This is a genomic window from Kitasatospora sp. NBC_01266 (assembly GCF_036242395.1).
Classification (GTDB): domain Bacteria; phylum Actinomycetota; class Actinomycetes; order Streptomycetales; family Streptomycetaceae; genus Kitasatospora.
Map to the genome: position 1 here is coordinate 3,822,904 of NZ_CP108458.1, position 24,583 is coordinate 3,847,486.

The 24,583-nt window shown below is 72.0% G+C and carries 24 protein-coding genes; 18 read left to right on the top strand and 6 right to left on the bottom strand.

Features of this window, described 5'->3' with window-relative positions:
• Window positions 1–59: 59 nt before the first annotated feature.
• The 3 genes from OG403_RS16525 to OG403_RS16535 all read right to left on the bottom strand — a co-directional run bounded on the left by OG403_RS16525 (window position 60) and on the right by OG403_RS16535 (window position 2,842).
• Window positions 60–824, bottom strand: a complete 765-nt coding sequence (locus tag OG403_RS16525) for a class I SAM-dependent methyltransferase (protein WP_329565072.1) — start codon at window positions 822–824, stop codon at window positions 60–62.
• 31 nt (window positions 825–855) lie between these two features.
• Window positions 856–1,659, bottom strand: coding sequence for a sugar phosphate isomerase/epimerase family protein (locus tag OG403_RS16530; protein ID WP_329572333.1), 804 nt, complete (start codon window positions 1,657–1,659; stop codon window positions 856–858).
• A gap of 220 nt (window positions 1,660–1,879) precedes the next feature.
• A complete protein-coding gene (locus tag OG403_RS16535) occupies window positions 1,880–2,842 on the bottom strand; it encodes a Ppx/GppA phosphatase family protein (RefSeq protein ID WP_329565074.1) in 963 nt (320 codons plus the stop codon).
• A gap of 131 nt (window positions 2,843–2,973) precedes the next feature.
• Here OG403_RS16535 and OG403_RS16540 point away from each other — a divergent pair, with 131 nt between their 5' ends.
• The gene (locus tag OG403_RS16540) at window positions 2,974–3,729 is read left to right on the top strand and encodes an alpha/beta fold hydrolase (protein WP_329565076.1); all 756 of its coding nucleotides are present in this window, start codon (window positions 2,974–2,976) and stop codon (window positions 3,727–3,729) included.
• 5 nt (window positions 3,730–3,734) lie between these two features.
• Window positions 3,735–4,586, top strand: a complete 852-nt coding sequence (locus tag OG403_RS16545; RefSeq protein WP_442910923.1) for a hypothetical protein — start codon at window positions 3,735–3,737, stop codon at window positions 4,584–4,586.
• 10 nt (window positions 4,587–4,596) lie between these two features.
• Here OG403_RS16545 and OG403_RS16550 read toward each other — a convergent pair whose 3' ends face one another.
• Complete coding sequence (locus tag OG403_RS16550) at window positions 4,597–5,745, bottom strand: NADH-quinone oxidoreductase subunit D (protein ID WP_329572335.1); 1,149 nt, start codon at window positions 5,743–5,745, stop codon at window positions 4,597–4,599.
• A gap of 5 nt (window positions 5,746–5,750) precedes the next feature.
• Window positions 5,751–6,758 (bottom strand): SAM-dependent methyltransferase, encoded by a 1,008-nt coding sequence (locus OG403_RS16555; RefSeq protein ID WP_329565080.1) that lies wholly within the window; start codon window positions 6,756–6,758, stop codon window positions 5,751–5,753.
• 94 nt (window positions 6,759–6,852) lie between these two features.
• Between OG403_RS16555 and OG403_RS16560 the strand changes: the two genes are divergently transcribed.
• The 16 genes from OG403_RS16560 (at window position 6,853) to OG403_RS16635 (ending at window position 23,905) form a co-directional block, all read left to right on the top strand.
• Window positions 6,853–8,055 carry a sensor histidine kinase gene (locus OG403_RS16560; RefSeq protein WP_329565082.1) on the top strand — a complete coding sequence of 401 codons (1,203 nt, stop codon included), beginning with the start codon at window positions 6,853–6,855 and terminating at the stop codon, window positions 8,053–8,055.
• Between the two features lie 42 nt (window positions 8,056–8,097).
• A complete protein-coding gene (locus OG403_RS16565; protein ID WP_329565084.1) occupies window positions 8,098–8,787 on the top strand; it encodes a response regulator transcription factor in 690 nt (229 codons plus the stop codon).
• A gap of 119 nt (window positions 8,788–8,906) precedes the next feature.
• The gene (locus OG403_RS16570; protein ID WP_442910924.1) at window positions 8,907–9,830 is read left to right on the top strand and encodes a Rossmann-like and DUF2520 domain-containing protein; all 924 of its coding nucleotides are present in this window, start codon (window positions 8,907–8,909) and stop codon (window positions 9,828–9,830) included.
• Window positions 9,830–10,726 (top strand): pantoate--beta-alanine ligase, encoded by an 897-nt coding sequence (gene panC / locus OG403_RS16575; protein ID WP_329565086.1) that lies wholly within the window; start codon window positions 9,830–9,832, stop codon window positions 10,724–10,726. Before OG403_RS16570 ends, panC begins: the two co-directional genes overlap by 1 nt.
• Window positions 10,727–10,802: 76 nt before the next feature.
• Window positions 10,803–11,219 (top strand): aspartate 1-decarboxylase, encoded by a 417-nt coding sequence (gene panD / locus OG403_RS16580; RefSeq protein WP_329565088.1) that lies wholly within the window; start codon window positions 10,803–10,805, stop codon window positions 11,217–11,219.
• A gap of 23 nt (window positions 11,220–11,242) precedes the next feature.
• Window positions 11,243–12,910, top strand: coding sequence for an L-aspartate oxidase (locus OG403_RS16585; protein WP_329565090.1), 1,668 nt, complete (start codon window positions 11,243–11,245; stop codon window positions 12,908–12,910).
• Window positions 12,911–12,912: 2 nt separating this feature from the next.
• Window positions 12,913–13,896, top strand: coding sequence for a carboxylating nicotinate-nucleotide diphosphorylase (gene nadC, locus OG403_RS16590; RefSeq protein ID WP_329565092.1), 984 nt, complete (start codon window positions 12,913–12,915; stop codon window positions 13,894–13,896).
• Window positions 13,897–13,922: 26 nt separating this feature from the next.
• Entirely contained in the window at window positions 13,923–14,714 is a 792-nt protein-coding gene (locus tag OG403_RS16595; protein ID WP_329565094.1) for a type III pantothenate kinase, read from the top strand.
• 79 nt (window positions 14,715–14,793) lie between these two features.
• Window positions 14,794–15,507, top strand: a complete 714-nt coding sequence (locus OG403_RS16600) for a hypothetical protein (RefSeq protein WP_329565097.1) — start codon at window positions 14,794–14,796, stop codon at window positions 15,505–15,507.
• A 205-nt stretch (window positions 15,508–15,712) separates the two neighbouring features.
• Window positions 15,713–17,356, top strand: a complete 1,644-nt coding sequence (locus tag OG403_RS16605) for a hypothetical protein (protein ID WP_329565099.1) — start codon at window positions 15,713–15,715, stop codon at window positions 17,354–17,356.
• A 77-nt stretch (window positions 17,357–17,433) separates the two neighbouring features.
• A complete protein-coding gene (gene lysX / locus OG403_RS16610) occupies window positions 17,434–19,005 on the top strand; it encodes a bifunctional lysylphosphatidylglycerol synthetase/lysine--tRNA ligase LysX (RefSeq protein ID WP_442910925.1) in 1,572 nt (523 codons plus the stop codon).
• A gap of 4 nt (window positions 19,006–19,009) precedes the next feature.
• A complete protein-coding gene (locus OG403_RS16615; protein WP_329565101.1) occupies window positions 19,010–19,174 on the top strand; it encodes a hypothetical protein in 165 nt (54 codons plus the stop codon).
• Window positions 19,175–19,254: 80 nt separating this feature from the next.
• On the top strand, window positions 19,255–19,659 hold the full coding sequence (locus OG403_RS16620; RefSeq protein ID WP_329565103.1) for a BlaI/MecI/CopY family transcriptional regulator: 405 nt from the start codon (window positions 19,255–19,257) through the stop codon (window positions 19,657–19,659).
• 10 nt (window positions 19,660–19,669) lie between these two features.
• A complete protein-coding gene (locus OG403_RS16625) occupies window positions 19,670–20,197 on the top strand; it encodes an amino-acid N-acetyltransferase (protein WP_329565105.1) in 528 nt (175 codons plus the stop codon).
• Between the two features lie 163 nt (window positions 20,198–20,360).
• The gene (locus OG403_RS16630; protein ID WP_329565107.1) at window positions 20,361–20,711 is read left to right on the top strand and encodes a histone-like nucleoid-structuring protein Lsr2; all 351 of its coding nucleotides are present in this window, start codon (window positions 20,361–20,363) and stop codon (window positions 20,709–20,711) included.
• A gap of 677 nt (window positions 20,712–21,388) precedes the next feature.
• Window positions 21,389–23,905 carry an ATP-dependent Clp protease ATP-binding subunit gene (locus OG403_RS16635; RefSeq protein WP_329565109.1) on the top strand — a complete coding sequence of 839 codons (2,517 nt, stop codon included), beginning with the start codon at window positions 21,389–21,391 and terminating at the stop codon, window positions 23,903–23,905.
• Window positions 23,906–24,142: 237 nt separating this feature from the next.
• Here OG403_RS16635 and OG403_RS16640 read toward each other — a convergent pair whose 3' ends face one another.
• Window positions 24,143–24,580, bottom strand: coding sequence for an ATP-binding protein (locus tag OG403_RS16640; protein ID WP_329565111.1), 438 nt, complete (start codon window positions 24,578–24,580; stop codon window positions 24,143–24,145).
• Window positions 24,581–24,583: the final 3 nt, after the last annotated feature.

Consider the following 24,583-nt stretch of genomic DNA (forward strand, 5'->3'; position numbering starts at 1 on the left):
AGGTAACTGCCGAGCCTACGCCCCGGTCCCGCCCATCGGACGAACCGTCCGAATCGCGGTCAGAGCGGCTTGATCCCCAGCGTCAGCTCCACCCGGTACTCCTCGACGACCTGGCCGTCCGGGAAGTCGGCCAGCAGCGCCGCCCGCTCGGCGGCCAGCACCGGAGCCTTGACCGCCTCGTCCAGCACCGCGAAGTAGGACTTGGAGCGCAGGTCGGTGATCACGTCCTCGACGGCGATCCGGCGCTCCCAGCGCAGCTCGCGGGTGCGCACGTCGGCGAGGTGGGCGTCCAGCTCGCCGGTGATCACGTTCATGTCGCCGTAGTAGTGGAAGTTCGGCAGCGCGGCGGCCAGGCGCGCCTCCTGCTCGCCCAGCCACGGCACCGAGCGGTCCTTGAGGTTCCAGACCAGCGCCAGCGCGCCGCCCGGACGCAGCACCCGCAGCGCCTCGGGCACCGAGCGGTGCGGGTCGGTCCAGTGGAAGGCCTGGAAGTAGCTGACCAGGTCGGCGGTGGCGTCGTGGCACGGCAGGTCGTTGCCGTCGCCCTTGATCAGCGGGATCTCCGGCGTGACCCGGTGCAGTTGGGCCGCCATCCCGGGGCTCGGCTCCACCGCGATCACCCGGGCGCCGCGCCCGTGCAGCAGCCGGGTGGCGATGCCGGTGCCGGCGCCGACGTCCAGGACATCCGCGCCCTTCAGCGGGCGGCCGGTCAACTCCTCGATCGCGTCGAACAGTTCACCGGGGTAGGAGGGCCTGGCCCGGTCGTACTCAGCGGCCACCGAGCCGAAACTGGACGCGTGCGCCTGGTGCTGATCGACGGTCATGGTCGGTCCCTCCCGCAGTTCGTTCGTACCGTCAGGGTACGCGCGAGCCGGTGGCCAGATGCAGCCGGGTGAAGGCCAGCGCCTCGGCCAGATCCGCCTCCCGCTCGGCGGGCGAACCCGAGCGCCGGGTGTTGACCTCCAGCACCACATGCCCGTCGAAACCGGTGCGGGCCAGCCGCTCCAGCAGCTCCGCGCAGGGCTGCTTGCCGCGCCCGGGGATCAGGTGCTCGTCCTTGCCGGAGCCGGTGCCGTCGGCCAGGTGCACGTGGGCCAGCCGGTCCCCCATCCGGTCGACCATGGCGAAGGCGTCGATCCGCGAGGTGGCCACGTGCGAGAGGTCCACGGTGAAGTGCCGGTAGGCCTCCTCGGTGACGTCCCAGCCGGGGGCGTAGGCGAGCACCTCGCGGTCCTTGTAGCGCCACGGGTACATGTTCTCCACCGCGAACCGCACCGCCGTCTCGCCCGCCATCCGGTCGATGCCCCGGACGAAGTCGCGGGCGTAGCCGCGCTGCCAGCGGAACGGCGGGTGCACCACCACGGTGTCCGCGCCCAGGGTCTCGGCCGCCGCCCTGGCCCGCTTGAGCTTGGTCCACGGGTCGGTGGTCCAGACCCGCTGGGTGATCAGCAGGCAGGGCGCGTGCACCGCCAGGATCGGCATCCGGTACTGCTCGGAGAGTGCCCGCAGCGCGTCCAGGTCCTGGCTGACCGGGTCGTTCCAGACCATCACCTCCACGCCGTCGTAGCCGAGCCGGGCGGCCAGCTCGAAGGCGATCGCGGTGTTGTCGGGGTAGACCGAGGCGGTGGAGAGCGCGATCTTGGTCTCCGGGATGTGCAGCGCGGGGTGCGGCGGCAGCACCAGCCGGTCGGTGGTGCGCAGCAGCGGGTCGCGGCGCGGGGCGGCCGGCTTGCGGCGCGGCACCTTGGGCAGCCGGGGCTGGGCCGCACCGGCGGTCTTCGCGGTGCGCCGCCGCGGGCGGGCGTCGGCCCGCTCGGCCCCGGCCCGCTCCTGAGGCTGCTCGTCCGCCACCACAGGCTCGTCCTCCACGGGAGACAGGTTATGCGGAGCGCGCCGGGATCGGCGTGCCACCGGGCTGGACCATGCTGTCCAGTCGGCGCAGGATGATGCCCTCGCGCAGCGCCCAGGGGCAGATGTCCAGCTCCTCCAGGCCGAACAGGTCCATCGCCGCGTCCGCCACCAGTGCCCCGGCCAGCAGCTGGCGGGCCCGGCCCTCGGAGACCCCGGGGATCTTGGCCCGCTCGGCCGTCGTCATCGCGGCGAGCCTGGGCAGCCAGGCGGCCAGGCCGCTGCGGCTGAGCTTGCGCGGCACTCGCGGACCGGCGACCTCGGGCGCGGCGCCGGTCATCCGGGCCAGCTGCTTGAAGGTCTTGGAGGTGGCCACCGCATGGTCCGGCGGCCCGAGTCTGGCCACCTCGGCGACCACCCCGGCGATCTCCGCCCGGATGTGCCGGCGCAGCTCGCGCACCGCGTCGGGGTCGGCCACGTCGCCCGGCAGCCAGCCGGCGGTCAGCCGGCCCGCGCCCAGCGGCAGCGAGACGGCGGTGTCCGGCTGCTCGTCGATCCCGCAGGCGATCTCCAGCGAGCCGCCGCCGATGTCCAGGTCGAGCAGCCGCCCGGAGGACCAGCCGAACCAGCGGCGCACCGCGAGGAAGGTCAGCCGCGCCTCGTCCTGCCCGGAGAGCACGGTCAGCTCCACCCCGGTCTTCTCCTCGACCTGGCGCAGCACCTCCTCGCCGTTGGCCGCCTCGCGCACCGCCGAGGTGGCGAACGGCAGCAGGTCGACCACGCCCTTGTCCTCGGCGACCCGCAGCGAGGAGGCGATGTGGTCGATCAGCCGGTGGACGCCGTCCGTCCGGATCGCCCCGCGCTCGTCGAGCAGTTCCGCCAGCCGCAGCTCCGCCTTGTGCGAGTACGCGGGCAGCGGGGCGGCACCGGGGTGAGCGTCCACCACGAGGAAGTGGACGGTGTTGGAACCTACGTCGAGCACACCGAGTCGCATAATTCACCACGCTACGCCACGGCACCTGCGGAAATCCCGCCTGTTCGATTGCCGACCGGCACCGGTCCAGGCCAGCCTGGCAGCTGACATCCCCTCGGAACCGTCCCTCGACTACCTGGGAGCCATGCTTTATGACGATCAGTCACCGCCGCCTGGGCGCCGGCGAGCACAAGGTCATCGTCCTGCACGACTGGTTCGGCACTACGGCGGGCTGGGGCCCGTTCCTCGACTACCTGGACAAGTCCGCGTTCGGCTACGCCTTCCTGGACTACCGCGGCTACGGCGACCGGGTCGACGAGCCCGGCGACTACACGCTGGCCGAGATCGCGGCCGACACCCTGGCCCTGGCCGACGAGCTGGGCTGGGAGCGGTTCTCGCTGGTCGGCCACTCGATGGGCGGCAAGGCGGCGCAGCGGGTGCTGCTGGAGGCACCGCACCGGGTGCGCAAGCTGGCCGGCATCACGCCGGTGCCGGCCGCGGCCTACCAGCTGGACGAGGAGGGCCACGAGCTGTTCCACGCCGCCGCGCAGAACTTCACCGCCCGCCGGATGATCCTGGACCTGGCCACCGGGCAGCGCTCCAACCCGGTCTGGCTGGACCGGATGGTGGCCCGCTCCACCGCCACCAGCCGCACCGACGCCTTCCACACCTACATGACCGACTGGACCACCCAGGACTTCGCCGCCAAGCTCGCCGGACTCGAACTGCCGGTCAAGGTCTTCATCGGCGAGCACGACCTGGCGCTCACCGCGGAGACCTTCCGGGCCGGCTGGCAGCCGCTCTACCCGAACGCCGAGCTGGAGGTGCTGCCGGCCAGCGGGCACTACCCGATGTACGAGACGCCGGTCGCCTTCGCCAGCGCGCTGGAGGCGTTCCTGCGGGCCTGACCCGGATGGCGGCTACCCTTGGCCGGGTGGCCGCCATCGACATCCCCGCTCCGACCAGCAAGAAGCCTCTCCCCGAGGTCGGGCTGGACTTCCCCCGCGCCTGGGTCGAGTTCGCCGACCCCGCCGACCCCGAGCAGGTCTTCCGCTGCGACCTGACCTGGCTGACCTCCCGCTGGGGCTGCATCTTCGGCCAGGGCTGCCACGGCATCCGCCCCGGACGCGGTGAGTCCGACGGCTGCTGCACGCTGGGCGCGCACTACTCGGACGAGGACGACGAGCAGCGCGTGATCGGGCACGCCAAGCGGCTCACCCCGGAGACCTGGCAGTACTTCGAGCAGGGCACCGACAAGAAGGGCCGGCTCAAGCTCGACGGCGGCATCACCATGCTGGACGAGGACGGCGACCGGCAGACCCGCCGGGTGGACGGCGCCTGCATCTTCCTCAACCGCCCGGGGTTCGCCGGCGGCCAGGGCTGCGCGCTGCACACGCTGGCCCTCAAGGAGGGCAAGGAGCCGCTGGAGACCAAGCCGGACGTCTGCTGGCAGCTGCCGATCCGCCGCACCTACGACTGGATCGACCGGCCGGACGACACCCGCTACCTGCAGGTGTCGATCGGCGAGTACGACCGGCGCGGCTGGGGTCCGGGCGGCCACGACCTGCACTGGTGGTGCACCAGCAGCCCCGAGGCCCACCAGGGGCCGGACCCGGTCTACGTCAGCTACCGTCCCGAGCTCACCGAGCTGATGGGCGCCGAGGCCTACGCGGTGCTGGCCGGGCTGTGCGAGCAGCGGATCAAGGCCAGGGGCGACCGGAAGCTTGCGCCCCATCCGGCGGACCCCAAGCGGCCCAAGAAGTAACCGGGCGCGGCTACTTGTCGATGTCGCCGACCACGAAGAACATCGACCCCAGGATCGCGACCATGTCGGCCACCAGGGTGCCGGGCAGCAGCTCGGTCAGCGCCTGGATGTTGTTGAAGGACGCCGAGCGGAGCTTGAGCCGCCACGGCGTCTTGTCGCCGCGCGAGACCAGGTAGTAGCCGTTGACGCCGAGCGGGTTCTCGGTCCACGCGTAGGTCTCGCCCTCGGGCGCCTTGAGCACCTTGGGCAGCCGCAGGTTGACCGGCCCGGCCGGCAGCCGCTCCAGCCGGTCCAGGCAGGCGTCGGCCAGGTCGAGCGAGTTGCCGGCCTGCTCCACCAGGCACTCGAACCGGGCCAGGCAGTCGCCCTCCTCGCGCAGCACCACGCGCAGCACGTCCTGGAGTTCGCCGTAGGCCAGGTAGGGCTGGTCGCGGCGCAGGTCGAAGTCGACGCCGCTGGCCCGCGCGATCGGCCCGGTGATGCCGTAGGCGTGCACGTGCTCGGGGGCCAGTACCCCGACGCCCGCCGTCCTGGCCCGGAAGATCTCGTTGCCGAGCACCAGGTCCTGGTAGACCGGCAGCTGGGCGCGGACGGCGGCGATCGCCGCCCGGACCCGGCCGAGCCAGCCGGCCGGCAGGTCCTCCTTGAGGCCGCCGACCCGGTTGAACATGTAGTGCATCCGCCCGCCGCTGGCCTCCTCCAGCACCTGCTGGAGCTCCTCGCGGCTGTGGAAGGCGTAGAAGACGGGGGTGATGCCGCCCAGCTCCAGCGGGTAGGAGCCGATGAACATCAGGTGGTTGAGCACCCGGTTGAGCTCGGCGAGCAGGGTGCGGGTCCACACCGCGCGCTCGGGGACCTCCATGCCGAGCATCCGCTCGACGGCGAGCACCACGCCCAGCTCGTTGGCGAAGGCGGAGAGCCAGTCGTGCCGGTTGGCCAGCATGATGATCTGCCGGTAGTCCCGGGCCTCGAAGAGCTTCTCGGCGCCGCGGTGCATGTAGCCGATGATCGGCTCGGCCGAGACGATCCGCTCGCCCTCCAGCACCAGCTTGAGGCGGAGCACGCCGTGGGTGGCCGGGTGCTGCGGGCCGATGTTCAGCACCATGTCGGTCGCGGTGTTCTCGGCACCGGCACCGATGCCGACCGTGGTCTCCCTCAAGCTGCTCATGCCTCCAGAGTGTGCCATCCCGGCAGCCCCGCGAAGCTGGGCGGTACCGGCATCCGGACGGCCTGCAGCAGCCAGCCGAAGCCGCCGAGCCCGGCGCTCGCGGTCAGCTCCGCCGCCTCCCCGGCGGCGGCCAGCGCCCGCAGGTACCCCGCCGGGTCGCTCGACGCCTGCGCGAGCGGCGGCCGGGTACCGGCCACCCCGAGCGCGTGCAGCGCGGCCCGCTGGGTTGTCCACAGGCTGTGGACACCCGGCACGGCCACCGAGTCCAGCGCCACATGGGCCGTCAGGTCGCAGCTGCCGTCCGGCACCGGCGGCACCTCGCGCCCGTCCCGGAACCCGGTCAGGGTCCCGAAGACCGGCCGGTCCGACCTCCGGTGCGCGTAGTCCACCGCCACCGCGAGCCCCCGCTCCAGCGCACCGACCGCCGCCGCCCACGCCTCGTCCCGCGGCCCGCCCAGCTCGACCCGCTCCCCCGCGCCGCTGTCGCCCTGCGGCCACCAGCGCCGGCACCAGGCCGCGTCCGCCGCCGTCAACGGCGCCCCGAGCCGCTCCTCCCCCGTCCCGGTGACCTCGACGTAGCGCAGCACCCCCGACTCGTCCCACTCGGCGATCTCCAGCGGCACGTTGTCCAGCCACTCGTTGGCGAAGAGCAGCCCCACCGCCCCCTCGGGCACCCGCTCGGTCCACCGCACCTCGGCGGGCAGGCCCTCGGGGCGCGCGGCCAGCTCCACCCCGTAGGCCCGCAGCCGACCCGGCAGCAGGTCGCAGAGCGCGCCGACCAGCTCGCCGCGCCCGGCCCCGACGTCGATCAGGGCGATCTCGGGCGGGTGGCCGAGCGCCTCGTCCACCTCCAGCAGCAGCCGGCCCACCGCCGACGCGTACTGGGGCGAGGCGTGCACCGAGGTCCGGAAGTGCCCCGCCGGACCCTCCGGCCTGCGGAAGAAGCCGCCGTCCGCCCCGTACAGGGCCCGTTCCATGGCGGGGCGCCAGCGCATCCAGGTCATGCCCGCGACCGTACCGGGCTCCGACCTGCGGACGATGCGGGGATCGCTCTTGTGGCGGACGGGAGCGGCCCCCGCACCTGCCTAGGCTTGTCACGTGCATCGTCTCTACGCCTGGCTTCGCGGACACCCCATGGTGGTCGATGGCGCCTGGGCGTCCATCGTGCTCCTCCTCGCGCTGCTGTCGGACATGCCCGACCAGGGCTGGCACCGCACTGCCCGCATCGTCATCGCGGTGCTGATCTTCGCCCTGATGCTGGTGCGCCGCCGCTGGCCGAACGTGGCGGTGACCGCCGGACTGCTGCTGGGTCTGGTCCAGGCGCTCGCCCAGATCGAGCCGGACGCCTCCTCGATCGGCTACCTGGTCTTCGTCTACACCGGCGCCGCCTTCGGCGTCCCGTGGATCTCCCGCTTCGCGCTGACCGGCGCCCTGCTCGCCGGGCCGCTGGCGGTCGGCATGCTGCACAAGACCGCGGACGACGGCCCGCCCGGTCACGGCTTCCTGCAGCAGGCCTTCATCGCCGCGCTGCTCTCCACCCCGTTCATCCTCTGCTGGGCCTGGGGCCGGCTGACCCGGGTCCGCGGCGCCTACCTGACCGAGCTGGAGGACCGCGCGAACCGGCTGGAGCGCGAGCGGGACGCCCAGGCCAAGGTGGCGGTGGCCGCCGAGCGGGCCCGGATCGCCCGCGAGCTGCACGACGTGGTCGCGCACAACGTCTCGGTGATGATCGTGCAGGCCGACGGCGCGGCCTACGTGATGGACAACTCGCCGCAGCAGGCCAAGGAGGCGCTGGCCACCATCGCCTCCACCGGGCGCCAGGCACTGGTCGAGATGCGCCGCCTGCTGGGCGTGCTGCGCACCGCCGACGCCGCCGAGGAGTACGTGCCGCAGCCCAGCGTCGAGGAGCTGCCCGAACTGCTCGACCAGGTGCGCACCGCCGGACTGCCGGTCGAGTTCTCCACCTCCGGCGAGGTCCGCGAGCTGCCCCGCGGGGTCGAGCTGACGGTCTACCGGATCGTCCAGGAGGCACTGACCAACGTGCGCAAGCACGGCGGCCCCAACGTCAGCGCCCGGGTCGCGGTGGACTTCGGCGACCGCGACCTGAACGTGCTGATCGAGGACGACGGACGCGGCAGCACCGACGAGCAGCTCGCCCGGGGCGGCCTGGACGGGCAGGGCCACGGCCTGATCGGCATGCGTGAGCGGATCGGCATGGTCAGCGGCAGCCTGGACGCCGGTCCGCGGCCGGGCGGCGGGTTCCGGATCCGCGCCGTCCTCCCCCTCAAGACCGCCCGCTAGCCGGCCTCCGCCGGCCGTCCCGACAGAAGGAGAGCCCCCCAGGTGACCATCCGCGTGATGCTCGTCGACGACCAGGAACTGCTGCGCACCGGCTTTCGGATGGTCCTCCAGTCCCAGCCCGACATCGAGATCGTCGCCGAGGCCGGTGACGGCGCCCGGGCCCTGGAGGTGCTGGCCGGCACCTCGGTGGACGTGATCCTGATGGACGTCCGGATGCCCCGGCTGGACGGCGTCCAGGCCACCCGGCGGATCTGCCTGGACGCCGAGGGCGTGCCGCTCCCGCAGGCGCCCCGGGTGCTCATCCTGACCACCTTCGACCTGGACGAGTACGCCTTCGCCGCGCTCAAGGCCGGGGCCAGCGGCTTCCTGCTCAAGGACGTGCCGCCCACCGAGCTGGTCTCCGCGATCCGCGCGGTGCACGCGGGCGACGCGGTGGTCGCCCCGACCACCACCCGCCGGATGATCGACCAGTTCGCCGAGGTGCTCCCGGTCCCCCAAGCGCAGCACGGCCCGCCCGCCCTGAAGGCGCTGACCGACCGCGAGCGGGAGGTCTTCCTGCTGGTCGCCCAGGGTCTGTCGAACGGCGAGATCGCCGCCGAGCTGACCCTCTCGGAGGCCACCGTGAAGACCCATGTCGGGCGGATCCTGGCCAAGCTCAGCCTGCGCGACCGGGTCCAGGCCGTGGTGCTCGCCTACGAGGCCGGGCTGGTCCGGGCGGGCGGCCAGGGCTAGGGGCCGGCGGCGGATACGGACAGCCGCACACAGCGCCGGGTACCGGGCCTGAGCCGGGCCGGGCGGGCCGTAGGATGGGACGGACCGTCTGGTACCCGTAGAGGACTGGAACGCAGAACGTGAGTACCTCCGACCTGTTCGACCTCCCCGACCCGGACGACCCGGCGGGCCGTCCGGCGCGCCTGGCCGTGGGCGTCGTCGGCACCGGACGGGTCGGCACCGCGCTCGGCGCCGCCCTGCAGCTGGCCGGCCACCAGGTGGTGGCCGCCTCCGGCGTCTCCACCGCCTCCCGCCGCCGCGCCGAGGCGCTGCTGCCCGGGGTGCGCCTGGTGGCGCCGCCCCAGGTGCTGGCCGCCGCCGACCTGGTGCTGCTGACCGTCCCCGACGACGCGCTGGCCGACCTGGTCGCGGGCCTGGCCGCCACCGGCGCGATCCGCCCCGGCCAGCTGCTGGTGCACGCCTCGGGCGCGCACGGCGTCGGCATCCTGACCCCCGCCACCCAGGTCGGCGCGCTGCCACTGGCGCTGCACCCGGCGATGACCTTCACCGGCACCTCGGTCGACGTGGCCCGGCTGGCCGGCTGCCCCTTCGGGGTGACCGCCCCCGAGGAGCTGCGCCCGGTGGCCGAGGCCCTGGTGGTGGAGATGGGCGGCGAGCCCGAGTGGGTGCCCGAGCAGGTCCGCCCGCTCTACCACACCGCCCTCGCGCACGGCGCGAACCACCTGGTCACCCTGGTCGCGCAAGCCATCGAGCTGCTGCGCGAGGCCGGGGTGGCCGAGCCGGGCCGGCTGCTCGCCCCGCTGCTCGGCGCCGCGCTGGACAACAGCCTGCGGGCCGGCGACGCGGCACTGACCGGTCCGGTGGCCCGCGGCGACGCGGGCACCGTGCGCCGCCACCTGGCACAGCTGACTACCGTGTCCCCGGACATCCCGGCGGCCTACCGGGCGATGGCGAAGGCCACCGCGCAGCGGGCGCTGGCGCACGGGACGCTGACGGACGAAGCGGCGGCCTCGCTGCTGGACGTACTCAACGAGGAGATCTGATGGCCCGCCCCAAGCCCGCCGCCAAGGGCCCCAAGGTCCGCAAGACCCAGCTGACCCACACCGTCTCCGACTTCGAGGCGGCCTTCTGGCCGGACGAGAGCCCGGTGGACAACGCGGTCGTGATGACCATGGGCGCGCTGCACGAGGGCCACGCCGCACTGATCCGGGCCGCCCGCAAGGAGGTCGGACCGGACGGCCGGGTGGCCGTGACGGTCTTCGTCAACCCGCTGCAGTTCGGCCCGAGCGAGGACCTGGACCGCTACCCGCGCACGCTGGCCGCCGACGTCCGGCTCGCCGAGGAGCACGGCGCCGACGTGGTCTTCGCCCCGCTGCCCGAGGAGGTCTACCCGAACGGCACCCCGCAGGTGCGGCTGGCGGCCGGCCCGATGGGCGAGCGGTTCGAGGGCACCACCCGGCCCGGCCACTTCGACGGCATGCTGACCGTGGTGGCCAAGCTGCTGCACATCACCGACCCGGACTTCGCCTTCTTCGGCGAGAAGGACGCCCAGCAGCTGGCGATCGTCCAGCGGATGGTGGCCGACCTGGACTTCGACGTCGAGGTGATCGGCGTGCCGACCGTCCGGGAGGCGGACGGCCTGGCGCTCTCCTCGCGCAACCACTTCCTCTCCGAGACCGAGCGCGAGCAGGCGCTGGCGCTCTCCCGCGCCCTGTTCGCCGGGCGGGACGCCGCCGCGCGCGGCCCCAAGGCCGTGCGTGAGGCGGCCGCCCAGGTGCTGGACGACGCCTCGGGCGTCGACCTCGACTACCTCGCCCTGATCGACCCGCACGACTTCGTCGAGGCACCGGACGACTTCCAGGGCGAGGCGGTACTGGCCGTGGCGGCGAAGGTGGGGTCCACCCGCCTGATCGACAATGTTCGCCTCCAGGTCAGGTAGCTCAGACAACCCTTCGGCATGCACTCTCCCTCCCGGCCTGACAGCCGGGCGGCCCCAACTGGAGGCGTGACCCGCGATGCTTCGCACCATGTTCAAGTCCAAGATCCACCGTGCCACCGTCACCCAGGCCGACCTGCACTACGTCGGGTCGGTGACGGTGGACCAGGACCTGCTGGACGCCGCCGACATCCTGCCCGGCGAGCTGGTCCACATCGTTGACATCAACAACGGGGCCCGCCTGGAGACCTACACCATCGCCGGACCGCGCGGCACCGGCGTGATCGGCATCAACGGCGCCGCCGCGCGGCTGGTCCACCCCGGCGACCTGGTGATCCTGATCGCCTACGGGCAGATGGACACCGCCGAGGCGAAGGCCTACCAGCCCAAGGTCGTCTTCGTGGACGCCGAGAACAAGATCACCGGCACCGGGGCGGACGCCGCCGAGGCCCCGCCCGGGACGGACACCCTGCGGGGCGACGCCGTTCACGTGTAACACCAGCCGACGGGAGCTCCACCATGCCTGTGACCCACCGCCTCACCGCCCCCACCCCGGGCTGGACCGCCACCACCGATGTCGTGGTGGTCGGCTCCGGCGTGGCGGGACTCACCGCCGCGCTCGGCATCCGCCAGGCCGGCCTGCGGGTGACGGTGGTCACCAAGGCGATGCTGGACGACGGCTCCACCCGCTGGGCCCAGGGCGGCATAGCCGCCGCGCTGGGCGAGGGGGACACCCCCGAGCAGCACCTGGCCGACACCCTGGTGGCCGGGGCCGGGGTCTGCGACGAGCAGGCCGTCCGGCTCCTGGTCACCGAGGGCCCGGGGGCGGTGCGCCGGCTGATCGCGGTCGGCGCCGCCTTCGACACCGACGCCGAGGGCGAGATCCTGCTCACCCGCGAGGGCGGCCACCACCGGCGCCGGATCGCGCACGCGGGCGGGGACGCCACCGGCGCGGAGATATCGCGAGCCCTGGTCACCGCCGTGCGCGACGACCCAGGGCTCGAACTGATCGAGCACGCGCTGGTGCTGGACCTGCTCACCGACGAGAGCGGCCACGCGGCCGGCCTGACCCTGCACGTGATGGGCGAGGGCCAGCGCGACGGGGTGGGCGCGCTGCGGGCCAAGGCCGTGGTGCTGGCCACCGGCGGCATGGGCCAGGTCTTCTCGGCCACCACCAACCCGCCGGTCTCCACCGGCGACGGCGTGGCGCTCGCGCTGCGGGCCGGCGCCGAGGTGGCCGACCTGGAGTTCGTCCAGTTCCACCCGACCGTGCTCTGGCTCGGCCCCGAGGCGCACGGCCAGCAGCCGCTGATCTCCGAGGCGGTCCGCGGCGAGGGCGCCTACCTGGTGGACGCCGCCGGCACCCGCTTCATGCTGGGGCGGCACGAGCTCAACGAGCTGGCCCCGCGCGACATCGTGGCCAAGGCGATCACCCGGCAGATGCAGGCGCAGGACGCCGACCACATGTACCTGGACGGGCGGCACTTCGGCGCCGCCATGTGGGCCGAGCGGTTCCCGACCATCCTGGCCTCCTGCCGCTCGCACGGGATCGACCCGGTCACCGAGCTGATCCCGATCGCCCCGGCCGCGCACTACGCCTCCGGCGGGGTCCGCACCGACCTGCGCGGGCGCACCTCGGTGCCCGGCCTGTACGCCTGCGGCGAGGTGGCCTGCACCGGGGTGCACGGCGCCAACCGGCTGGCCTCCAACTCGCTGCTGGAAGGCCTGGTCTTCGCCGAGCGGATCGCCGCCGAGCTGACCGAGCGGCACCGGGCCGGCGAGCTGCCCGAGCGCGTGGTGGACGTGCCCGCCGCGCGGGCCGCCCGGCCCGTCGCGCTGCCCGCACCCGAGGCCCGGGCCCAGGTCCAGCAGCTGATGTCGCGCGGCACCGGCGTGCTGCGCTCGGCCGCCAGCATGGCCGCCACCGCCGAGGGCCTGGCCGCGCTGGCCGAGGGCGCCGCCGCGCACGTCGCCGAGGAGAAGCCGGCCGACCCCCGGGTGGAGACCTGGGAGGCGGCCAACCTGCTGCTGGTCGCCACCGCCCTGGTGACCGCCGCGGCCCGCCGCGCCGAGACCCGCGGCTGCCACTGGCGCGAGGACTTCCCCGAGCGGGACGACGCCCACTGGCAGCGCCACCTGATCACCACCCTGACCGCGGACGGCCTGCGGGTCACTGAGGAGCACTGACGATGACGCACGACCACCAGACCCACGAGCACGAAGAACTGCCGCTGGCCGACCAGGAAGGCTGCGGCGCCGGCTGCGGCTGCGCCGACGGCGAGGGCTACGAGACCGGCCTGGACCCGGCGCTGGCCGAGCTGCTGGAGCAGGCGGGCCTGGACCCGGTCGAGGTCGAGGACATCGCCACCCTGGCACTGGCCGAGGACCTGGCCGGCGGCGAGGACGTCACCTCGGTGGCCACCGTCCCCGAGGACGCGGTCGCCACCGCCGACTTCACCGCCCGCCAGGCGGGCGTGGTGGCCGGCCTGCGGATCGCCGAGGCCGTGGTCTCGCTGATCTGCGAGGAGGAGTTCGAGGTCGAGCGGCACGTCGAGGACGGCGACCGGGTCGAGGCCGGCCAGGTGCTGCTCTCGGTCCGCAGCCGCACCCGCGACCTGCTCACCGCCGAGCGCAGCGCGCTCAACCTGCTCTGCCACCTGTCCGGCATCGCCACCGCCACCCGCGCCTGGGCCGACGCCCTGGCGGGCACCGGCGCCGCGGTGCGCGACACCCGCAAGACCCACCCCGGCCTGCGCGCGCTGCAGAAGTACGCGGTGCGCTGCGGCGGCGGCGTCAACCACCGGATGGCGCTCTCCGACGCCGCGCTGATCAAGGACAACCACGTGGTCGCCGCGGGCGGCGTGGCCGAGGCCTTCCGGGCCGTCCGGGCCGCCTACCCCGAGCTGGACGTGGAGGTCGAGGTGGACCGGATCGAGCAGATCCCGCCGGTCCTGGAGGCCGGGGCCGACCTGATCCTGCTGGACAACTTCACCGTCGCCGAGCTCAAGGAGGCGGTCCAGCTGGTCGCCGGCCGGGCCAAGCTGGAGGCTTCCGGCGGTCTGACCCTGGCCACCGCCCGCGCGGTCGCCGAGACTGGGGTCGACTACCTGGCGGTCGGCGCGCTGACCCACTCCGCACCGGTCCTGGACATCGGCCTGGACCTCCGTTCCTGACCCTGCTCCCCCCAAGAAAGCGGCCCATGCTCCTCGCCATCGACGTCGGCAACACCCAGACCACGCTCGGCCTGTTCGACGGCGAGGAGGTGGTGGACCACTGGCGGATCTCCACCGACCCGCGCCGCACCGCCGACGAACTGGCGGTGCTGATGCAGGGACTGATGGGGCATCGGGCCGGCGGGCCGGGCGCCGACCCGGTGGACGGGCTGGCGATCTGCTCCTCGGTACCGGCCGTGCTGCACGAGCTGCGCGAGGTGACCCGCCGTTACTACGGCGACGTGCCCGCGGTGTTGGTGGCGCCGGGGGTGAAGACCGGGGTGCACGTCCTGATGGACAACCCCAAGGAGGTCGGCGCGGACCGGATCGTCAACGCGCTGGCCGCCAACCACCTGTACGGGGGACCGTGCATCGTGGTCGACTTCGGCACCGCCACCACCTTCGACGCGATCAACGAGCGCGGCGACTACGTGGGCGGCGCGATCGCCCCCGGCATCGAGATCTCGGTCGAGGCGCTGGGGGTGCGCGGCGCCCAGCTGCGCAAGATCGAGCTGGCCAGGCCGCGCAACGTGATCGGCAAGAACACCGTGGAGGGCATGCAGTCCGGCGTGCTCTACGGCTTCGCCGGCCAGGTGGACGGGCTGGTCACCCGGATGGCCAAGGAGCTCTCCCCCAAGGACCCGGAGGACGTCCAGGTGATCGCCACCGGCGGCCTGGCACCCCTGGTGCTCGGCGAGGCGAGCACCATCGACGTGCACGAGCCCTGGCTGACGCTGATCGGGCTGCGGCTGGTCTACGAGCGCAACACGGCCGCCTGAGGCGAGTTGTACTGGGCCGTCCGAGCGAGGCGACGCGAGGCTTCCGACAAATCGGATATTCCTCACGTAGTGTCAACTCATGCCCACGCCCCACGGATCCCGCGGCGGCATGGCCTTCAGCGCCGACGAAGTGCGCGTGCTGCGCCGTGCTCTCGCCCAAGCTCTCCACCCCACCGTTCCCGCGCAGCTGCCGCTCGGCGCCGCGCTCTGGGCGGAGGACGTCCAAGAGGCGCTCCGCCTGACCGAGGCGATCGACGAGGCCGCCCGCGAGGGCGGCCGGCTGCGCCTCTTCCTGCTCGCCGAACTGGTCCGCTACCGCGGCGCGTTGCCCGGCAGTGCCACCGGCTACCTGGAACGCCTGGAAGAGGCCGTCGCCACCGGCTACCTGCCCGAGCCGGACGACCTCTCGGCCCTGCGCGCCCTGACCCGCCAGCCCTGCGGCCCCGGCGAACACACCCGCCGCTCCCGGCTGGCCGTCCGCTGCCACGCCCTGGCCGAGGCCGCCGTCCGCGAACGCCTCGCACACGCGCCCGGCCTGCCGCGCCCCGCCATCGGGTCGGGCCAGGCCCCCACGCGCCACCTGGCGGCCGTGCCCAGCCCCCTCACCGACCGAGCCGGAGGACCGATCCTGATGAGCAGCCAGCCCCAGCAGCCCGCCGCCTCACCCCAGCGCCCCAGCCGGATCCCGACTCCCGCCGAGCTGTTCGCCCGCCGGCCCGCCCCGCTGGTCGTACCGGTACCGGTCCCCGCGCGGGAGGACGAGGACGAGGAGCTCGCGACCGGGACGGGCTGAACCCGCGTCAGCACTGCGCGCCATCGCCCCTGGGGGCGGTGGCGCGCAGCGCTTTGTCGATAATGTGGGCGTCTTGTGGCTGATGGATGGTCACAGTTGTACAAAGTCTTAAACGTTTACGCACCACTGTCCGCATCTGACCGATTCGTACCTCCACCATCCCCCTTAAGGTCCGCTGGGAACAGTCAGCAACCAGGGGGATCTTGTGCTCTCAGCCCGCACCCGCCGCGCCACCGCGGCCGGCACCACCGCACTCACCGCACTCCTCACCGCCGGCCTGACGGCCCTGCCGGCGCACGCCGCCACCGGCACGCTGACCGCGCAGGCGATGTCCTCCTTGGCGCTGCCGACCGACGGCCAGTCGACCGACCTTGAGGTGTTCGTCGGCGAGCAGGGCACCAGTTCGGGAACGACGATCACCGTCACCGCCGACCTCGACGCGTTGGCCGGTGTCGCCGAGTTCGGCGATCCGCAGTCCGGCTGCACCACGCAGGGGCACCTGATGACCTGCACCCAGGGCGTCGGGCCGACTACCGTCAGCTTGCGAACCATGCCGTTCAAGGCCGCCCCGGGGGCCAAGCTCGGTGCCTCGGGCGTGCTGCACGGGACGGTCACCGCCGCGGACGGAGCCACCAAGACCTTCGACAGCACCCTGATGGTCGGCGGCAGCAAGCTGCAACTGGCCCACACCTCGGACCAGAACGACGTCAAGCCCGGCTCGACGGTGACCAAGGGCTTCACGATCACCAACAGCGGCCAACTGGCCACCCAGCAGACGGTTCTGGTCGTCAACCCGAGCGTAGGGCTGCAGTTCCAGCAGCACTTCGCCAACTGCGAGTACGGCACCGTCGACACGTCGAACAGCATGGAGGGCATCGTCCCGACGATGGCGATCTGCACGATCGACTCCGGCATCGCGCCCGGCGAGACCGCGCACGTCGACCCGATGACGTTCGGGGTCAGCTCCTCGGCGCTCTACGAGTTCGCGGGCGTCCAGGTCTTCCCGGGGCGGCAGAACCTCGACCTCGCGCAGGCGACCCAGCACTACACCTTCGTGCAGGGCAGCGGCCCGCGGCTGACGCTGGGCAAGCCGGAATCCGGCGCACCCAGCGGCGCACCCGTGGCCGATCTGTCCCGCAACGCCTTCGACCAGTTCTACGTCAAGGCCCAGAACACCGCGGACTTCGTCGCGCTGGGCGGCTGGAAGCCGCAGGCCGGCGGCAAGGAGGGCACCCTGGAGGTCGGGCTGCGCAACGACGGCCCCGCCTCGGTCTGGATGCAGAGCGGCGACTCCGCCGCCGACGTCCAGGTCGCCCTGCCGGTCGGCGTCACCGTGGCCAAGGCACCCGCTGCCTGCCTGGTGCAGAACGTGGCCGACTCCGGCGGTGTCACCGTCTACAGCTGCGGCACCGGCCCGCAGCAGGTGACCGGCGCGAAGCTGGTCTTCGACTTCACCCTGCGGGTGGACGACCCGACGGCCGTGCGGACCGCCAAGGTGACCTTCCGTGACGACAACACCCCGGCGAGCCTGACCTCCTCGGCCACCCTCAAGTTCGACCCGAACCCGGCCAACAATGCGGCCGACGTCGCCCTCGGCCTCCAGCCGGCCTCCCCGTCCCCCAGGGCGAGCACCGCTCCCGCCGCTGCCGCGTCACCTGCCACCGCCACCACCCCCACGCCCGCGACGCCCGCGCCCGCCAAGGCCGCCGGTGCCACCCAGGACCTCGCCTTCACCGGCGGCGGCTCCGACTCCGGCACCATCGCCGCCGCCGGTGCCGGCGTGATCGTCCTCGGCGCGGGTGCGCTCCTCTACGCGAACCGTCGCCGCAAGGCCGCCGCGCACCACTGAGTGACCTGCGTCGCCTCGCCCCGCCACCCCCGTCAGCCGGTGGCGGGGCGAGCTGTTTGTCTCGCTACCCTGATGAGGTGAGCGATCAGAACAGCCTTCCCGCGACCGACGACCTTCCCGAGCAGATGCGCGTCAGGCGCGAGAAGCTCGACCGGCTCCGCGCCGCGGGGATCGACCCCTACCCGGTGGGTTTCCCCCGCACCACCACCATCGCTGACCTGCGCGCCAAGCACCCGGACCTGCCGGTCGACACCGCGACCGGCGAGCGGGCGGGCGTCACCGGCCGGGTCATCCTGGCCCGCACCGGCGGCAAGCTCTGCTTCGCGACGCTGCGTGACGGCTCGGGCGACCTGCAGGTGATGCTGTCGCTGGACAAGCTCGGCGAGGAGCGGCTGGCGGCCTGGAAGAGCGACATCGACCTGGGCGACCAGGTGGGCGTCGAGGGCGAGGTGATCACCTCCAAGCGCGGTGAGCTGAGCGTCATGGTGGACAGCTGGGCGCTGACCGCCAAGTGCCTGCGCCCGCTGCCCGACAAGCACAAGGGCCTGACCGACCCGGAGGCCCGGGTCCGGCAGCGGTACGTGGACCTGATCGTCAACCCCGAGGCGCGCGAGATCCTGCAGCTGCGCACCAAGGTGGTCCGCTCGATCCGCCGCACCTACGAGGAGCGCGGCTACCTCGAGGTCGAGACCCCGATGCTGCAGCCGATCCACGGCGGCGCCAACGCCCGCCCGTTCGTCACCCACAGCAACGCCTACGACGTCGACCTCTACCTGCGGATCGCCACCGAGCTGTACCTGAAGCGGCTGGTGGTCGGCGGCGCCGAGAAGGTCTTCGAGATCAACCGGAACTTCCGCAACGAGGGCGCCGACGCGACCCACAACCCGGAGTTCACCGCGCTGGAGTCCTACGAGGCGTACGGCGACTACGACACCCAGGCCGAGCTGATCCGGGCGATCGTGATCAACGCGGCCCAGGACGCGCTGGGCACCACCGTGGTGCGCGGCACCGACCCGCACGGCGTCGAGCACGAGATCGACCTGGCCGAGCCCTGGGAGCAGGTCAGCGTCTACCCGGGGATCTCCGCCCAGCTGGGCACCGAGGTGACCCCGCAGACCTCGGTCGAGGAGCTGCGCCGGCTCGCCGACGCGGCCGGTGTGCCCTACGAGAAGGAGTGGGGCCACGGGCAGATCGTCCTGGAGATGATCGAGCGGCTGCTGGAGGAGAACGCGATCCGGCCGACCTTCATCCGGGACTACCCGACCGAGGTCTCCCCGCTCACCCGCCAGCACCGCTCCATCCCGGGCGTGGCCGAGAAATGGGACCTGGTTATCCTCGGCACCGAGCTGGGCACCGCCTACTCCGAGCTGATCGACCCCGTCGAGCAGCGCGCCCGGCTCACCGCCCAGTCGCTGCTGGCGGCCGGCGGCGACGTCGAGGCGATGCAGCTGGACGAGGACTTCCTGCGCGCCCTGGAGTACGCGATGCCGCCCACCGGTGGCCTCGGCCTGGGCGTCGACCGCCTGATCATGCTGCTGACCGGCAAGAACATCCGCGAGACGGTGCTCTTCCCGCTGGTGAAGCCGGAGTCCAAGCAGCAGAGCACCGCCGGGAGCACCGAAACCGCTGAGCAGACCGAGGGAGAGTGACCTGATGGAGTACGTCAGTGCGATCGTGCCGCCGCTGGTGATGGCGATCGGCTTCGGGTTCCTGGTGCGGGCCATCATCCGCAGCCAGGGTGGTAACCAGAAGGGCAAGGAGGACCTCGCCGCCGAGGCACTGGTGCGGGCCTCCGCCGCCCAGCAGTCGGCGGAGTAACTCCCCCGTCGGAAGCCGCTTCCCCACGCGGGGGGAGCGGCTTTCGCGATTAACCGGACAAAAGTCCTTAAAGTGGTCGTATGGTGCGGCAGCTCGGCGAACTGGAGAACGCCGTCATGACCCGGGTGTGGCGATGGAACCGCCCGGTGACGGTTCGCGAGGTGCTGCTCGATCTGCGCACGGAACGCGAAATCGCGTACACCACGGTGATGACCGTGCTGGACAAGCTGTACCGAAAGGGCTGGCTGCGCCGCGAGCGCGCGGGCCGGGCCTATCTATATGCGCCGGTGGCGACGCGTGAGGCGTACACGGCATCGCTGATGAACGAGGCCTGGAGCACCAGTGACAATCCGGCCGCCGCACTGGTGCACTTCTTCGGCATGATGTCGGCCGAGCAACGGGCCGCGCTGCGCGACGCGCTTCGGGTGGCCGGCCCCGATCTGCCGTCCGGAACCGAGGAGACCCCTCCCCCCGGGACGCGATAACGTCCCGCCCATGGAGGTCACCATCCGCCGGGCGCGGACCACTGATGTGCGGGCCGTGCGCCGCCTCATCGACAGCTACTCGCGCGACGGCATTCTGCTCGACAAGCCCACCGTCGCGCTGTTCGAATCCGTCCAGGAGTTCTGGGTGGCGGAACGGGACGAGGACGGCACGGTGGTCGCCTGCGGCGCGCTGCACGTGATGTGGGAGGACCTCGCCGAGGTCCGCACCCTGGCCGTCGATCCGATCTGCCGAGGTCACGGCATCGGACACCGGCTGCTGGGGCGGCTGCTGGAGACCGCCCGCTGGCTCGGCGTCCGTCGGATTTTCTGCTTGACGTTCGAGGTGGCCTTCTTCGCGAAACACGGCTTCGTCGAGATCGGGGAAACCGATGATGGTACGACAGACCCGGCCGTCATCGCTACGGAAGTGTATGAAGAACTCCTTCGCTCCTACGACGAAGGAGTGGCGGAGTTCCTCGATCTGGAGCGCGTGAAGCCCAACACCCTGGGCAACTCCCGCATGCTGCTGCACCTGTGAACCGCCGGTCGGCGGGTTGCCGGACTGATGGCCTCGGTGTTGACCCGCGACTTGCCGCAGAGCGCTAGGCACGCCCCGGCGAACAGACCGGGGTTTGTGTTTTCCGAGAAAAGGCGGTTTCCTTTCCCTAAGGCATTGGGTCGTTAAGAGGAAAGGGAGTCCCGTGGCACAGAGGGTGCAGGTCATTCTTGAAGACGATCTCGACGGCGGTTCGGCGGACGAGACGGTGACGTTCGCCCTCGACGGCGTTGCCTACGAGATCGACCTGAAGTCCGACAACGCGGAGAAGCTGCGCGGCCTGCTGGCTCCGTACGTCGAAAAGGGCCGCAAGCAGAGCGGCCGGCTCACCAGTGCGCGTCGCACCGGTGGCCGTGGCACCGCCCGCCCGGCGGCCAGCAGCGCGGACACCGCGAAGATCCGCACGTGGGCCAAGGACAACGGCTTCCCGGTGAACGACCGGGGCCGGGTGCCGAGCAACGTCCGCGAGGCGTACGAGGCCGCGAACGCGTCCTGACGCACTCCTGGGCGCCGCCCGGCGTCCACGGGCGCAGGCGCCACCCACGACGGGGCGCGGAGGCCCGCCCTCCGCGCGCCGTGGCCCTCACCAGCTCCCGGCACACTCACGGAATGTGCAACGCTGGAACGACGACGCGGTCACGACGCCCGCCCCGTTCGGCCCTACCCGGGCCGTAGCAGCACCAGCCCCTGGTCCACCACCCCTGGTCTTGACGGGGCAGTCCACCGGGTGCGCCCCGGTGAACCCCTGTCATCCGGGGCCCGCGGGGCGGACTTCTCCCCGGGCGAACAACGCCACCCGGGAAACTGCGCGAGTACGGCCGGAATTTCCGGTATGAATGCAGGTGGGGCGGGCGCCGGCGGAGTCACCGGCTTCCGGAGCCCACCCCGGAGGCAAGCCGCGAAGCAGACAAACGAGGCGGGTGCGCACTGTTCCCAATCGGGGAGCTGAGCGTGTTCGCCGTTGGCGTAGCGGCAACATGTGCATCGGGCCGACTGGCGGGAACACCGTTCCCCAGCATCAGGTTGGGAAGGGTGTCGGCTGGTCGCGCAGCATGATTTCCTCGCAGTCGCGAGGGAACACCGTAGGCCGCGCCGCTGAGCGGGACTAGCATGCGGAAGGACAGGGCGGGGACAGTCCCCGAACTGCCCGACCGCTCTGAGGAGCGATTAACGATGTTCGAGAGGTTCACCGACCGCGCGCGGCGGGTTGTCGTCCTGGCTCAGGAAGAAGCCCGGATGCTCAACCACAACTACATCGGCACCGAGCACATCCTCCTGGGCCTGATCCACGAGGGTGAGGGTGTCGCCGCTAAGGCCCTGGAGAGCCTCGGGATCTCTCTTGAGGCGGTCCGACAGCAGGTTGAGGAGATCATCGGCCAGGGTCAGCAGGCCCCGTCCGGTCACATCCCGTTCACCCCCCGGGCCAAGAAGGTCCTGGAGCTGTCGCTCCGCGAGGCTCTTCAGCTCGGCCACAACTACATCGGCACCGAGCACATCCTGCTCGGGCTGATCCGCGAGGGCGAGGGCGTCGCCGCCCAGGTCCTCGTGAAGCTGGGCGCCGACCTCAACCGGGTGCGCCAGCAGGTCATCCAGCTGCTCTCCGGTTACCAGGGCGGCGGCAAGGAGTCGGCCACCGCCGGCGGCCCCGCCGAGGGCACCCCGTCGACCTCGCTGGTCCTGGACCAGTTCGGCCGCAACCTGACCCAGGCCGCCCGCGAGGCCAAGCTCGACCCGGTGATCGGGCGCGAGAAGGAGATCGAGCGGGTCATGCAGGTGCTGTCCCGCCGCACCAAGAACAACCCGGTGCTGATCGGCGAGCCCGGCGTCGGCAAGACCGCCGTGGTCGAGGGCCTGGCCCAGGCGATCGTCAAGGGCGAGGTCCCCGAGACGCTGAAGGACAAGCAGCTCTACACGCTGGACCTCGGCGCCCTGGTGGCCGGCTCGCGCTACCGCGGTGACTTCGAGGAGCGCCTGAAGAAGGTGCTCAAGGAGATCCGCACCCGCGGCGACATCATCCTCTTCATCGACGAGCTGCACACCCTGGTCGGCGCGGGCGCCGCCGAGGGTGCGATCGACGCGGCCTCGATCCTGAAGCCGATGCTGGCCCGTGGCGAGCTGCAGACGATCGGCGCCACCACGCTGGACGAGTACCGCAAGCACCTGGAGAAGGACGCCGCGCTGGAGCGCCGCTTCCAGCCGATCCAGGTCGCCGAGCCCTCGCTCCCGCACACCATCGAGATCCTCAAGGGTCTGCGCGACCGGTACGAGGCGCACCACCGGGTCTCGATCACCGACGCCGCCCTGGTCGCCGCCGCCACCCTGGCCGACCGGTACATCTCGGACCGCTTCCTGCCGGACAAGGCGATCGACCTGATCGACGAGGCCGGCTCCCGGATGCGCATCCGCCGGATGACCGCGCCGCCGGACCTGCGCGAGTTCGACGAGAAGATCGCCGAGGTCCGCCGCGAGAAGGAGAGCGCGATCGACGCGCAGGACTTCGAGAAGGCCGCCTCGCTGCGTGACGACGAGAAGCAGCTCCTGAACGCGAAGTCCAAGCGCGAGAAGGAGTGGAAGGCCGGCGACATGGATGTCGTCGCGGAGGTCGACGAGGAGCTGATCGCCGAGGTCCTCGCCACCGCCACCGGCATCCCGGTCTTCAAGCTGACCGAGGAGGAGTCCTCCCGCCTGCTGCGCATGGAGGACGAGCTGCACAAGCGCGTCATCGGCCAGAAGGACGCCATCAAGGCGCTCTCCCAGGCCATCCGGCGTACGCGTGCGGGCCTCAAGGACCCGAAGCGTCCTGGCGGATCGTTCATCTTCGCCGGCCCCTCGGGTGTCGGTAAGACCGAGCTGTCCAAGACGCTGGCCGAGTTCCTGTTCGGCGACGAGGACGCGCTGATCTCCCTCGACATGTCGGAGTTCAGCGAGAAGCACACCGTCTCGCGGCTGTTCGGCTCCCCGCCCGGCTACGTCGGGTACGAGGAGGGCGGCCAGCTCACCGAGAAGGTGCGCCGCAAGCCGTTCTCGGTCGTCCTGTTCGACGAGGTCGAGAAGGCCCACCCGGACATCTTCAACTCGCTGCTGCAGATCCTGGAGGACGGTCGCCTGACCGACTCCCAGGGCCGCGTGGTGGACTTCAAGAACACCGTCATCATCATGACCACCAACCTGGGCACCCGGGACATCTCCAAGGGCTTCGGGCTGGGCTTCGCGGCCAGCGGCGACACCGCCACTGGCTACGAGCGGATGAAGGCCAAGGTCGGCGAGGAGCTCAAGCAGCACTTCCGCCCCGAGTTCCTCAACCGTGTCGATGACATCGTGGTCTTCCACCAGCTGTCCGAGGAGGACATCATCCAGATCGTCGACCTCATGGTCGACAAGGTGGATGCCCGCCTCAAGGACCGCGACATGGGCCTGGAGCTGAGCATCGAGGCCAAGAAGCTGCTGGCGAAGCGCGGTTACGACCCGCTGCTGGGTGCCCGTCCGCTGCGGCGCACGATCCAGCGCGAGATCGAGGACCACCTGTCGGAGAAGATCCTCTTCGGCGAGCTGCGGGCCGGCCACATCGTGGTCGTCGGCGTGGAGGGTGAGGGCAAGGAAGCCAAGTTCACCTTCCGCGGCGAGGAGAAGTCGGCTGTTGCCGACACCCCGGCCGCGGTCGCGGCCGCGGGTCCCGACCTGACGAAGTAACAGCTCGCCTCTGGTGAGTTGGGCCGTGGGCCCCTACGAAGAAATTCGTAGGGGCCCACGGCCGTTTCCGGGCGTGCATTGTTGACGACCCGTCCGACGTGGACCTCCGGTTCGGCGCGCTCCCGGCGTCTTCCGGCTGGGCGAGTCCCTCGCCGCGCTCGCCGCAGCGGTGCTGCTCGCGGCCGGGCTGTCGATCGGCGTCCTGGTCGCCTGGCTGGAAGCGCTGCAGCGCCGCAGCTACGGCTGATCGTCGGCGGGCGGGATCTCGCACCAGACGAACTTGCCGAACCCCAGCACGCGCGGACAGCAACCCCAGCGGCTGGAGAGTGACTTGACCAGGAGCAGACCCCGGCCCGACTCCGCCTCGGTGCCGACCTGACGGGGCATCGGACGACCGGCGCCGATGTCGTGCACCTCGATGCGCAGCGGGCCGTCCTCGGCGAGGCTGACGATCACTCGGATCAGCGTGCCCCGATCGGCGCCGTAGACCACGGCGTTGGTGACCAGCTCGCTGAGGAGCAGTTCGCCGCTGTCGGCGTAGCGCTCACCGCCCTTGGCGCCGGCGAGCAGCTCGCGCAGAAACGCCCGTGCACGGAAGGGACTTCTGTTGCTCTTGGGGAACCAGCGGTCGGCCTCGACAACCCACGCGGGTGGTTTGGCAACGGATTCGGACATGCG